The 13,232-nt window shown below is 37.2% G+C and carries 11 protein-coding genes; 8 read left to right on the top strand and 3 right to left on the bottom strand.

Annotated elements, in window-relative coordinates; translation table 11 throughout:
- Positions 1 to 8 precede the first annotated feature (8 nt).
- On the bottom strand, positions 9 to 1,502 hold the full coding sequence (locus tag ACQ7EO_RS08080) for a TolC family protein (protein ID WP_034613744.1): 1,494 nt from the start codon (positions 1,500 to 1,502) through the stop codon (positions 9 to 11).
- 198 nt (positions 1,503 to 1,700) lie between these two features.
- On the opposite strand from ACQ7EO_RS08080, the gene ACQ7EO_RS08085 reads away from it, so the two are divergent.
- Both ACQ7EO_RS08085 and ACQ7EO_RS08090 read left to right on the top strand, forming a co-directional pair.
- Positions 1,701 to 2,111, top strand: coding sequence for an SRPBCC domain-containing protein (locus ACQ7EO_RS08085; protein ID WP_434279360.1), 411 nt, complete (start codon positions 1,701 to 1,703; stop codon positions 2,109 to 2,111).
- Between the two features lie 85 nt (positions 2,112 to 2,196).
- Positions 2,197 to 2,793 (top strand): LysE family translocator, encoded by a 597-nt coding sequence (locus tag ACQ7EO_RS08090; protein WP_004822610.1) that lies wholly within the window; start codon positions 2,197 to 2,199, stop codon positions 2,791 to 2,793.
- Between the two features lie 40 nt (positions 2,794 to 2,833).
- Here the strand turns inward: ACQ7EO_RS08090 and ACQ7EO_RS08095 are convergent, their stop codons facing one another.
- Positions 2,834 to 3,646, bottom strand: coding sequence for an AraC family transcriptional regulator (locus ACQ7EO_RS08095; RefSeq protein ID WP_434279361.1), 813 nt, complete (start codon positions 3,644 to 3,646; stop codon positions 2,834 to 2,836).
- A gap of 351 nt (positions 3,647 to 3,997) precedes the next feature.
- Between ACQ7EO_RS08095 and serC the strand changes: the two genes are divergently transcribed.
- Positions 3,998 to 5,077: a 3-phosphoserine/phosphohydroxythreonine transaminase gene (serC, locus tag ACQ7EO_RS08100; protein WP_004822607.1), complete on the top strand. Its 1,080-nt coding sequence runs from the start codon at positions 3,998 to 4,000 to the stop codon at positions 5,075 to 5,077.
- An 879-nt stretch (positions 5,078 to 5,956) separates the two neighbouring features.
- Here the strand turns inward: serC and ACQ7EO_RS08105 are convergent.
- Positions 5,957 to 6,886: a hypothetical protein gene (locus tag ACQ7EO_RS08105; RefSeq protein ID WP_004822598.1), complete on the bottom strand. Its 930-nt coding sequence runs from the start codon at positions 6,884 to 6,886 to the stop codon at positions 5,957 to 5,959.
- A gap of 245 nt (positions 6,887 to 7,131) precedes the next feature.
- Here ACQ7EO_RS08105 and ACQ7EO_RS08110 point away from each other — a divergent pair, with 245 nt between their 5' ends.
- The 5 genes from ACQ7EO_RS08110 to ACQ7EO_RS08130 all read left to right on the top strand — a co-directional run bounded on the left by ACQ7EO_RS08110 (position 7,132) and on the right by ACQ7EO_RS08130 (position 13,193).
- Positions 7,132 to 7,632: a YaiI/YqxD family protein gene (locus ACQ7EO_RS08110; protein ID WP_171066881.1), complete on the top strand. Its 501-nt coding sequence runs from the start codon at positions 7,132 to 7,134 to the stop codon at positions 7,630 to 7,632.
- 190 nt (positions 7,633 to 7,822) lie between these two features.
- The gene (locus tag ACQ7EO_RS08115) at positions 7,823 to 8,731 is read left to right on the top strand and encodes a DMT family transporter (RefSeq protein ID WP_004822597.1); all 909 of its coding nucleotides are present in this window, start codon (positions 7,823 to 7,825) and stop codon (positions 8,729 to 8,731) included.
- Between the two features lie 298 nt (positions 8,732 to 9,029).
- A complete protein-coding gene (locus ACQ7EO_RS08120) occupies positions 9,030 to 10,421 on the top strand; it encodes an LLM class flavin-dependent oxidoreductase (RefSeq protein ID WP_434279362.1) in 1,392 nt (463 codons plus the stop codon).
- 232 nt (positions 10,422 to 10,653) lie between these two features.
- Entirely contained in the window at positions 10,654 to 11,904 is a 1,251-nt protein-coding gene (locus tag ACQ7EO_RS08125; RefSeq protein ID WP_434279363.1) for an SfnB family sulfur acquisition oxidoreductase, read from the top strand.
- Between the two features lie 32 nt (positions 11,905 to 11,936).
- Complete coding sequence (locus ACQ7EO_RS08130; protein ID WP_434279364.1) at positions 11,937 to 13,193, top strand: acyl-CoA dehydrogenase family protein; 1,257 nt, start codon at positions 11,937 to 11,939, stop codon at positions 13,191 to 13,193.
- The last annotated feature ends 39 nt before the right edge of the window (positions 13,194 to 13,232 follow it).

Below are 13,232 nucleotides of genomic sequence, written 5' to 3' on the forward strand. Positions count from 1 at the left end.
GCTCCATCTTAACGAATATAATCTGTATTAGTTTGATTGACGTAGTCTTTAAATTGTTCAATAGAACCATGGCTTTGTAGCAAAGTTGCTAGAGAGAGCACATATTTATAGGCATTGAGTGCTTTTTCTGTTTTGAGTAGGCTGAGTTGATTCTGTGCATCGATGACTTGAGTGGCGGTGCCCATATCTTCTTTGAATGATAATTGTTGGATTCTTAAATTCTCTAACACAGCTTGTTCATTTTGTTGCAGTAATTGATTGGACTGCTGTGCTGTGGCGAGTTCACTATAGGATTTGTAGATAATATTCTCAATCTCTTGTTGGGTGCGCGCTGTCATAAGCTCTGTTGCATATCTTTGTAATTCAGCGGCTTGGACATTTTTGTTTTTATCAATCCCTGAAAATAGGTTGTAGCGAGCAGCAACACCCACAATCCAGTTTTGGTTTTGATCTAAACTATATTCCCCAAACGCAAAAAGTGTTGGTTTTTTTGCGGCGCTCTGTATTTTGACATTCTGATTGGCAAGCTGCGTATCCATTTGCATTTTTCGAACTAGGCTTGAAGTTTCAGGATAAGAAGCAAGGAGTTGGTTGAGTGATTGGCTTTGCTGACGATTGACAAATAAGGGTGTCGTCAGTTGATCAATTTTGGATTTATGCAATAAATTTTGAAGTTGGAACTGACTGGCTTGTAAATTTGCCGAAGCATTTTGTTCTGAACGCTGGGCATTATTGCGCGCAACTTCAAATTGCATGCGCTGTCCTTTGCTAATAAATCCCTGTTTTTCAAGTTTGAGTGAATTGTCATAGTGTTGTTGCATTGCACTCAAATTGAATTGACTGGCATTGAACAGCTGTTGTTGTAATTGCACATTAAAATACGCCTGAATCACTTCAAAACGTTGTGTATCTTGCTGTTGTTTAGCATCGAGTTGACTACGTTCAACTTTTAAATTGGCAATCTGCTTTGTTGTCGAGGTAATCCCGCCAGTATAAATTGGCATCATCACAGAAACTGTAGGGCGAACAACTTCATCTTCAAGGACAACATTGGCTGTATCTGGAATTAAGCCAATACCACTATGAATTCCTTGGTTTAGTCCTTGTTTTAAAGGATCGGTGATATTCGATGGAATGTTCTGTTCAGATTGCCATTGATCAACCCGATCATTCACCCCTTGTGAAAGCGTCTGTTCCAGATTATTTTTGACCCCATTTAGCGGAATATCTGTTTCAGTATGAAACTTATAGGCACGTACATTTAAATCGATGCGAGGTAGACCAATATTTTTGACAGCCTCTGCTTGAAGTTTAGATGCTTGATTGAGTGCTTGATTGGCTTGGGTGGTATAAGAATTTTCAAGTAAATATTGTTCTGCTTGTACATAGCTTAGATTTTCAGCAAAGGTGACAGATACAAAGGCCGTATTTAAGGCTGCAAAACTGCTTACTTGTATCAATTTTGATAATGCTTTAAGTGAATAGCAAGTTTTAAATTTCATCTGAAAAATCATCAGCATTTGTTTAAATTTGAGACTATTCTAACCTTGAATGACTAGAATAAATAATCTAAATGTATACTTTAATATGTGTGGTTTTTGTAGTTTCGATCATCAGTATAAACCCGATTAAATTATAATCAAAACTATGATAATTCAATCAATAAATTGAATCTCAAAATATATCTAGGGAGAATAAAAATGGCAAGAATTACCGTTGAGTCTGTGGTCACAGCGCCAATTGAATTGGTTTGGGATATTTATAATAATCCTGAGGATATACAGCAATGGAATACCGCTTCAGCGGATTGGCATACAGTTAACTCTAAAAACGATTTACGTGAGGGTGGTCAATTTTCAAATCGTATGGAAGCCAAAGATGGCAGTATGGGCTTTGATTTTGCAGGTACATATACTGAAATTATTCCGCATAAAAAAATTGCCTATTCTTTTGGCGAGCGAAATGCTGAAGTTCACTTTGCACAGAAAAATGATGCTGTTGTGGTGAGAATTAGTTTTGATCCTGAAACGATCTATCCGATTGAACAACAGCAAGCAGGTTGGCAAGCAATTTTAGATAATTTTGCACGCTATGTAGAAAATAAAGTTTAGTTCTGCACAAACGTACAATACAAAACATTTCCACAGATTTACTTTGAGTTTCTGAAATTCGTTTAGATCAAAGTTGAGTGTTGTTGTGGAAATCTTTCTTTATACCTTGAGTGTGATGTATAGCCCCGGTCCTGTAAATTTCATTGGATTGAATTCAGGACTGCTTGGGCAGCTTAAACAATCCATCGGTTTTTTCATTGGGGTGGGTTGTGCAATGTTATTTCTATTTCTGACCTTGGGCTATGTTGGTGAGGCTGTTATTCCTCACCACTGGCTACACTATATTTCTTTGGTTGGGGCGGTGTATACCTTTTATATGGCTGTTAAAATGTTGACAGCCTATTTAGAAAGTACTGACAAAGCCGAACATCAACTGAGCTTCTTAAATGGTTTCTTAATTCAATTATTTAACCCTAAAGGGATTCTGGTTATTTTACCCGTCACGACAATTATGTATCCTGCTGCTAAAATTACAGGCGTGATGATTTTCGTTGTATCTTTGATCATTTCAATGGGTGCTGCTGGAGCGCCATTTGTATATGCTTTGGCGGGCAGGTTTTTAGGAGATAAAATTTCTGATCCTAAATGGTTTAATTATTTAAATAAAATTATGGCAATCATACTGATTGTTACAGGGCTTGGAATGCTACGCGATTTTATTATAGGAATGAATTTGCTGTGATGAAGCACCAGTTTGAAATGAATCTGTATGTATTTTACGCCTAAGGCAAGTGATTGATCTTTTTCCAATGCGCAGGGCTGAGCCCAAACGCTTGTTTAAAATGTCGGGTCATATGGCTTTGATCATAAAATCCAGCATCTGTTGCCGCCGTAACCAAAGAAGCCCCTTTGATTAAATTGATTTTAACTTTTTCCAGCCTCCGCATGGTTAAATAACGATGTGGGCTGGTTCCAAACAATAAACGAAAGTCGCGTGACAAACTCCAACGGTCGCGTCCAATATTTTTTTCTAAATCATCCAAGCTGATATTTCGTTCAGATACAGCATGAATAAATTCTCGAGCTTGTTCTGCTGCACGATAATCAAAACTTAGTCGTTGTGATAATGGTTGAACAGAAATTTCATTTAAAGCCATGGCCAGATCATACAGCGCATCTTCTTCTTCCAAGACTTCCATATGATTTTCGATGCTTTGTAGAAAAGTATTGGTGGCTTTAAATAATCGAGGATCTGTGCTGATCCCGTGTTGGATAAAGGGGAGAGGTTTACCCTTTAAAATAGATTGAATTTTTGCAGGTTCTATATACACCATACGATAGCGGAAACCATCTTGAGTACCTGATTCACCATCATGTTTTTCATCAGGATGCAGCACCATGGTCATACCTTGCTGGCTATGTTGCATGACACCTTGATAATGAAAACTTTGAACGCCTGAAAGTGTGCGACCAATGGCATAGGTATCATGCCGATGTGGTTCATAGGCATGATCATTAAAAAATGCTTCGATACGTTCAAATCGATCTGTTTCCGATGCTGTGCGAATCCAATCCTGATGATTTGATGCTGGCATTGAACATCTACCAATGAATAAAGTTTAAGCTGGATAAATTATAACTGAGTTCAGCTGATAAATTGAGTTTTCTATTGGTATATGGTTATGCGTAACGAATGTTCTAGTCTTGTGCAGTCAGCTAGAAAAGCAGGTAGATAACAAGTCATTGTTTTAGCGTTGTGTTTAAAAATATCAATGAGCAGTCTAACTAGAATATTTTGCTTCTCTCAATATCGATAGTTAATTGAATTATCAACTCTAAATCTCTAAACATATTGAAATATTGACTGACAAAGCTACTGCATGAAAGGTCGATTTGTGGTTAAATGCGCCTATTTCATTCGTTTCACTTTTAAAAAGGGAAAAATCATGCGCGCGTACAATTTCTGTGCTGGTCCTGCTGCATTACCTACTGCCGTTTTAGAAAAAGCTCAGGCTGAGTTATTGGATTGGCATGGTAAAGGCTTATCCATCATGGAAATGAGCCATCGTAGCAAAGACTATGTGGCTGTCGCTGAAAAAGCAGAAGCAGACTTACGTAAATTGATGAACATTCCAGAGAACTATAAAGTATTGTTCTTACAAGGTGGTGCATCACTTCAGTTTTCTGCAATTCCACTCAATTTATTGGGTAAAAATTCTAAAGCTGATTATATCCATACTGGGATTTGGTCAGAAAAAGCCACTCAAGAAGCGCAACGTTATGGCGATATCAATATCGTTGAAGCGGCAACAAGCATCAATGGAAAGCTTGCAATTTCTGAGCAAAGTACATGGAACTTGTCAGACGATGCGGCTTATGTCCATTATGCTGAAAATGAAACAATTGGCGGTATTCAATTTGCCAATATTCCAGAAACAGATAAACCTTTAGTTTCTGATTTTTCATCAAGTATTTTATCTGCACCATTAGACGTATCTAAGTTTGGTTTGATCTATGCTGGAGCACAAAAGAATATTGGTCCAGCAGGTTTAACTCTTGTGATCGTGCGTGATGATTTATTGGATCAAGCAAAACCTGAAATTCCAAGCTTGTTAAAATATGGTTCACAAGCAAAGAATGATTCTATGGTGAATACGCCAGCAACTTATGCTTGGTATTTGTCTGGTTTGGTTTTTGAATGGTTACTTGAGCAGGGCGGTGTAGACGCAATGTATAAAACCAACCTTGAAAAATCTAAACTGCTATATGGTTATATTGATTCTAGTGATTTTTATAATAACCCGATCGCACTTCCAAACCGTTCAATCATGAATGTACCGTTTACATTGGTAGATGAAGCATTGGATAAATTATTCTTGAAAGAAGCTGAAGAAAATCATTTGCTCAATCTTGCTGGTCATCGTTCAGTGGGTGGTATGCGAGCAAGTATTTATAACGCTGTACCTTTGGAAGGCGTACAAGCACTTGTCAACTTTATGGATGACTTTGCTCAACGTAACGGCTAATTTCACTTCAAAACATTTAAATGATTTGTTGTAGTTGAACAGGACCTTAATTTTTTCCTTGATTGAATAAACAGGGAAAGGGAAATTAGGGCCTGTAGACATAAAAAAATCCCTCCAGAGTGAGGGATTTTTTTATGTGAGATAAATGTCGTAAAACATTAAGTCGTCGGGAATATGCCTAATATATGGATCATCATTGCAGCTAAAAACATACCTAGAACAAAAAAGCAGCAGGCTCCTTTATCCAAGCGTAAGTGAAAACCACTAACTTGATTGATTAGACTAGTCGATTGTTCAGGTATAATTTTCATTACTGAGCCTAGATTTTTAAATTATTGTTTAAATCCTATTGGTTCGTCGTATTTTTAACATAATTGACTGGTTAAATAAAGTGCTAAATTACATTATTAATATGTTGCGGCTTTTATTATCTCTCGATCAATAAAAATATTATGAATTTATAATCATGGTTTTGTGGATAGATTGTGGATAACTTGACTGTTTTTTAGTCTTTATATGGATAATAATCCGATTTAGGTATAAAAACGAAGTCTATTTTTTAACAAGATCATGATATTTATTGGTTTAATTTTTATGCTTAAGCTGCTGTTTTTAAATTTATTTTTGAATTCGTTTTCTTGGGATTTTTCAAATAGGGGAATGTATTTATTATTTAAATAAACAGGCGATATTCTTCAACTTAAATAGTTTTAAAAAAGGCTGATTATTTAATTTTGAATTTAAACTGTGGATAACTGGTAAATTTGAATTCAAAAAGATAAAAAGTGAAAGGATCTATTTAGATATAATAGAAATGTTACAAAACATGTAATAAAAAAGCATGATGGGTTTTCCATCATGCTGATCATGTGTTTTGAATCAAGCAGCAGAATAAATGTTTGCTTGAATCCAGATATTACCGCGAATATATTGTCCAATTTCAAAATTTTTGAAAGCAGGATCCTTGGTTGCGATACGGACTAAGATTGCGGGTTGGTTCTCTTCAAGAATTAAAGTCACATCATAAAGGGTATAGTCTTGTTGCATAAACTGCATTTGAGTTTTACCGACCACTTTACCTTGAAACCAAGCTTCATCCTCTTGCCCTAGCGTTTCTCCATAGAGGTATGCCACCATTTTAGAAAAATCGACAGTAACAGGCGCTTTATCATCTTCTGACTTCGCTTCCCATGCATCAATTTGCTCTTGAAGGTTCTCAGGTGCAATACCATTATTTTGTGACAGGATATCGTTTAATGCACGATGGTGTTTGATTGAAGCAGGATCATCAACAATGATTTGTTCATGGTCAGAAACTTTTTCAAGTTCATAGGCCCATGCATTCAGTTGAACTTTATATTGCTGATCTTGCATATATTGATGGCCGTTTACACTGTACAAGCTGTCAAATGCATAAACTACACTATTTGTTCCTACCTTTAAGCTAAGTACTGCTTGAGTATTGGTTTTACAGGTAATAATACGGTCAATAGAAGCATTTAATTGATAGGGACTTTCAAAACTTGGGAAAGCCGTTTTTACAGCTTTAGGTTTGTTATTCTCAACATCAATCACTTGACAGAGCTGTACAGAAGAACCGCTTGGACCTTGGATTAACCAAGTTGATACATCCATATCGCATTCTTTTGAACAAAGCCCCATGGGCATCACTGGTGCATCCAAAGCCAAACCTAACCATTTGGGCACTTCGGACGTTGGATTTTCAGTCAATAGACTCCAATGTTCGACATGGCTACCAAAATTCTGATCTTCTATGATAATTGTTTCAGGTCTGTTTTGATTGTTCATTTTCACGATTTTAAATGCCTCTCTTATGCTATTAAATCGAGGGTGATTGCTAGATTTCAAGTCCTGAAATGTAAAATCATAAGAAAAACCAGAATATTAAACTCAATTGCTATAAACCACGCCCGAAATTGTTCTTTTAATCACCAAAAGCGAGATGCAAAATTTGATTGAATCTGAAAGTCGTTAAAGATTTGCGCGATAAATAAAAGAATATGCATAGGACAGCGAAGCGGCATTTTGCTAAAATGTTGAAAAATCTTTATCAGAGATGTTGTGTGCTGCCATTTAAACTTTGGGTCGATGCAGATGCTTTACCTAAAATTCTTCGTGAAGTGATTTTACGTGCATCAGACCGTTATCAATTAGAAGTTACTTTTGTTGCAAATCAGCCTGTGGGCATTACGCCGTCTGTACGGATCAACTCAATTCAAGCAATGTCGGGTGCAGATCAAGCGGACCAAGAAATTGTTGATCGTATGGGGGAGCATGATATTGTGATTACTCAGGATATCCCTTTAGCGGCACAGGTTATTGAAAAGGGCGGTGTGGCAATTCACCCACGTGGAGAGGTGTACACTTCAGCCAATGTCAAAGCTCGCTTACATTTGCGTGATTTTATGGATACTTTGCGCGGTGCAGGTGTACAAACAGGTGGGCCACCACCGATTTCTGAGCGTGATAAACGTGAGTTTTCGAGTAGCTTAGACCAAACCATTCTCAAGCAGAAACGTAAGACTTCGATATAAGTTTAATTCATGCTTTGAATAATCATCTGCGACTGATTTTTTCCACCTTTTGAATGACTCGACCTTGCTTTTCAATAGATCTTCACATTGCGTGATTAAGATTTAATTGAATTTGCAAAGATCAATGTAGAAATTCATTTTTAAACCTAGCACATTTTAATTCACATCCAGCAGTCATTTAGGAATCTATATGCCCTCCAAATCCAACCTGATGACGACTTATATTTTATTGGTCTTCATTTGGGCAAGTACGCCTTTGGCAATTGTATGGAGTGTGGCAGATTTACATATGATGTGGGCTCTAGTTTTGCGGTTTTTTATCGCTTTGCCGATTGCTTTAATTCTATTGCTGATTTTAAAAGTTAAATTACCGTTCAATAAAATTGCTTTACATAGTTATTTAGCCGGCTCATTTAGTCTGATTGGTTCGCAAATTTTTACCTATGCTGCGACCAGTTATTTAAGTTCAGGTATTATTGCTTTGATGTTTGGATTAGCTCCAATTATGGCAGGGCTTATTGGTCGTTTTGTTTTTGGTCAAAGATTATTGGGGATTCAATGGCTTGGGATGCTGGTTGCTGTTATTGGCCTCGCCATTATTTGTACCAGTAGTGGGGCAAGTCAACATGTACATCCTGTTGGAATCTTGTTGATGTTGATGAGTGTATTTACCTATGCTTTTTCGATCTTTTGGGTAAAAAAAGTAAATGCAGATGTTGTTCCGATGGCGCAAGCAACAGGTTCAATCTTGGTTTCTACGCTGGCTGCAATGTGTATTATTCCTTTTATTTGGCAGTATGCACCTACGCATATTCCCGAAACCAAATCATTATTGGCGTTGATTTATACCGTATTGATGGCTTCATTACTGGCTATGTTTTGTTATTTTAAATTGGTGCAAAATATTAAAGCCACGACCTTGTCACTGACGACTGTGATGACCCCGATGATTGCCATGTTTTTAGGTGCGATGCTCAATAATGAAAAACCGACAATGAGTGTATTTATTGGTGCGGCGGTTTTGATCTTTGGACTAATTTTATACTTCTATAAAGATTTTAAAGCACGTCAATTGCTGGCTAAAAAGATTGAAAATTAGCATCGAATTTTTCTTTTTTCTTTAGATTTTATCCTGAGTGATTAACCTTAAACTAAGTTTGGATTCATGCTTTTTAAATAAGATGTGTTTTTAATTTTTATACTAAGTTAATCATGATACTTATAAAATGATGAAAGCCAATATGAGTCATTTTTAATAAAGCACTTTTTATAAAATAGTATATTTACTTCACCATTTTAGATAAAAGCAATCATGATAATAATTGAAGATATTGAGATAAAAGAATAAAGATAAATGGCATAGGATAAAAATAATAACCAAGATGAGTTGAAGAGAAATGACGAAGCAGATCCACTTTAACGCCTTTGAAATGAATTGTATTGCCCATCAATCTCCTGGTTTATGGCGTCATCCTTCAGATCGTTCGACAGAATATAAAGATATTGAGTATTGGACTGATCTCGCTAAAATTTTGGAAAAGGGTGTATTTGATGGCATTTTTATTGCGGATGTACTCGGGATATATGATGTTTACCACCACAGTGCAGAACATGCATTAACAGGTGCAGTACAAGTCCCGGTCAATGATCCTTTGCAAATTGTTCCAGCGATGGCTGCGGTAACACGGCATTTAGGTTTCGGTGTAACTACATCAATATCTTTTGAACACCCTTATCCTTTTGCACGAAGAATCAGCACATTAGATCATCTTACCAAAGGTCGGGTGGGATGGAATATTGTCACCTCTTATTTGGAAAGTGGTTCTAAGAACTTGGGGCTAACTACGCAATTAAATCATGATGATCGCTACGATATTGCCGATGAGTATTTAGAAGTGCTGTATAAGCTGTGGGAAGGGTCTTGGGAAAATGATGCTGTTTTAAGAGATAAGCAGTCAGGAATCTTTGCTGATCATACAAAAGTTCATCCCATTTTACATGAGGGGAAATACTTTAAAGTCCCCGGTATTCATATTTGTGAACCTTCACCACAACGCACACCTGTGCTATACCAAGCAGGTGCGTCAGCTCGGGGACAAAAATTTGCAAGTCAAAATGCCGAATGTATTTTTATTGCGCCACCGTCAAAAATAGCCGCCAAGAAAATTGTTCAAAGTATTCGTGAAAAATTAAAACAGGAAGGGCGAGATCCTTATGCGGTTAAAATTTATACTTTATTGTCAATTGTAACTGATGAAACGGATCAAAAGGCACAGGCGAAATTTAAAGAATATCAGTCTTATGGAAGTTATGATGGTGCATTGACCTTGGTGTCTGGTTGGTCTGGTGTGGATTTTTCACAATATCAACCGCATGATAAAGTTGAGTATATTGAAACCAATGCGATTCAATCGATGTTAGATGCTTATGTCAATGCGGATCCTAAGCGTATTTGGACCATTGAAGAAATTGCCCATTGGAATAGTGTGGGGGGAAATGGCCCTGTATTGGTTGGTTCAGCACAGACGGTCGCTGATGAGTTACAACAATGGGTAGAAGATACCGATGTCGATGGTTTTAATTTAGCTTATATTCTTGCTCATCAAACTTTTATTGATATTGTAGATTTCATTGTACCTGAGCTACAACGCCGTGGTGTTTATCAAACAGAATATCGTCAGGGGACTTTACGAGAAAAACTATTTCAACAAAGTGCTTATTTGCCAGAGAATCATCGAGGCGCACAATATCGCAAAGACAATAAGAATAGCTTAGCGCAAGCAAGTTAGTCTAAGTCCAGTTTTAAATAAGCATCTAAAATAATTGTTTATTGCATATTGATTGTCCTCATCCTTTAGAAATTAGTCCACATTATGTGGGCTTTTTTTATGATTCTAATAGTTATGAATTTTAATGATAAATTTATGATTTTGTTTTGAATAATAAATGCATTTATTCATATAAATAGTATAAAAAAATAGTGCTAGTTTAAATCCATGCTTATTTAAAAGAGTAACAACAATGACTGATTTAAACCAAAAAAACTTTTCTTCTCAGACAGCGGTTCCTTTGCAATTTTTTGAATTGAATCATGATGCACATGTTATTCAATCAGATGCGGAAGCTATTCAAGTAGCGAAAAATTTGGCCAAAGAATTTGCCAAAGAGGCATCACAACGTGATTATGAACGTCGTTTGCCGCTTGAAGAGATACAGCTCTATTCACAAAGTGGTTTATGGGGGATTAATATTCCTCAGGCATTTGGTGGGGCTGAAGTGAAATATCGTACTTTAGCCGAAGTGGTGAAGATCATTTCTAGTGTAGATCCTTCGCTTGGGCAAATTGCTCAAAATCATTGGGCTTTTATTGAGCATCTCCGTTTAGATGCCAGTCCTGAACAGCAACAATTTTTCTTTGCTGAAATTTTAAAAGGTCGACGTTTAGGCAATGCGTTTTCAGAAAAAGGTAGCAAGACCGTTGCTGACTTAGAAACCAAAATACATAAAACTGCCCAAGGTTATGAAATTAATGGTCAAAAATTTTTTGCTACAGGGGCTTTATTGGCACATTGGGTACCTGTCGTAGCAGTTAATGAAGATGGGCTGCCTGTGGTTGCCTTAACGCCACGAACCAGTACAGGTCTGGAAATTGTCAATGATTGGTCTGGATTTGGACAAAGAACCACAGCAAGTGGAACTGTGTTACTAAAACAAGTTCAAGTCGATGAAAAATATATTGTGCCGATTCACAAAGCCTTTGAAAGACCTACAGCAGCAGGTGCGATTTCTCAATTTATTCAAGCCGCAGTAGATGCGGGTATTGCTCGTGGTGCAATTGATGAAACGATTCAATATGTACGCTTACATTCACGCCCTTGGATTGACTCTGGTTTAGAAAAAGCCAGCGATGATCCGTATACCATTGCAAGTATAGGGGAGTTAAAAATCAAATTACGTGCAGCCGAAGCTGTTTTAGACTTGGCTGGTGATGCAATTGATCAAGCAATTGCCGATCCATCTGAAGAGAATGCTAATCAGGCGGCATTACTGGTTGCAGAAGCCAAGGTATTAACAACTGAAATTGCCATTCTGGCTTCTAATAAATTATTTGAATTATCCGGTACTCGTTCAACATTGTCTGAATTAAATTTAGATCGCCATTGGCGTAATGCACGTACTCATACTTTGCATGATCCTGTACGTTGGAAATTTAATTTAGTCGGTAATTATTATCTCAATAACATTCACTTACCACGCCATGCGTGGAGCTAAGAATAACAATAACCAACAGATGGAGAGAAAAAATGGGTAACTTAGATATTCAAAACCGTTTTATTGAAGATTTATCAATCTCAGCAGATTATGACAAGGTTGCATCAAAATATCGTGCAATTTTTGAAAAGATTTCACAAGGTGTCGTTGAACGTGAGCAACAGCGTATATTGCCGTATGAGCAAATAGACTGGTTAAAACATGCGGGTTTTGGTGCATTACGTGTACCAGTCAAGTTTGGTGGAGATGGGGTGTCTTTACCTCAGTTATTTCAATTGCTCACTGAACTAGCTCAGGCCGATTCAAATATTGTACAAGCATTGCGAGGGCATTTCGCTTTTGTTGAAGATCGATTAAATGCACATAAGTTTAAGAATCAAGAATTATGGTTTAAACGTTTTGTGCAAGGTGATTTGGTGGGGAATGCATGGACTGAAATTGGTCATGTAAAAATTGGTGATGTGATTACCCGTGTGACTCAAAATAATAATCAATTGCTGGTCAATGGGAAGAAGTACTATTCGACAGGCACAATCTTTGCGGATTGGGTTGATTTATTTGCCTATGATGAACGTACGGATCAGCATGTTATTGCTGCGATTTCTCGACATGCTTCTGGGGTTGAAGTACAGGATGATTGGGATGGTTTCGGTCAAAAAACCACGGGGAGTGGCACTTTAACGTTAAGCAATGTTGCAGTCGAAGCAGACCATATTTTGCCTTTTGAGCAACGTTTTAAATATCAGACTGCGTTCTACCAAGTGATTCATTTGGCGACCTTATCGGGGATTGCACAGTCAGCAGTTGCAACATTTATTCATGAAGTACAAAAGCGTGATCGTATTTTTAGTCATGGCAATGCTGATTTAGTACGTAATGATCCACAGATTTTACAGGTGATTGGTAAAGCTTCAGCACAAGCCTATGCAAGTGAAAGCATTACCACACAAACAGCAGAAGCTTTACAGCGTGCATATATCAGTCACTTTAGTGAATCCGAAGTAAAAAATATTCAAGCAAATAATGATGCTGAATTAGAGGCAGCGCAAGGGCAGGTGGTTATTTCTGATTTAGTCTTGGAGTTAACCAGTAAGTTATTTAATGCGCTTGGCGCATCTGCAAGTACCACCACAAAACAACTTGATCGCTTCTGGCGCAATGCGCGGGTCGTATCTTCACATAATCCAGTCGTATATAAGGAAAAAGTGATTGGTGATTGGGAGGTCAATCGTGAACCATTGCCATTTGTTTGGCAAATTGGAACAAGTCCAAAAGTTGGCGCTGCCTAAAATTTAAATTTTAATCACATTTAGTCCAAAGCTTGCTTA

The sequence above is a fragment of the Acinetobacter sp. CE-15 genome (assembly GCF_051059255.1).
GTDB classification, from domain to species: domain Bacteria; phylum Pseudomonadota; class Gammaproteobacteria; order Pseudomonadales; family Moraxellaceae; genus Acinetobacter; species Acinetobacter guillouiae.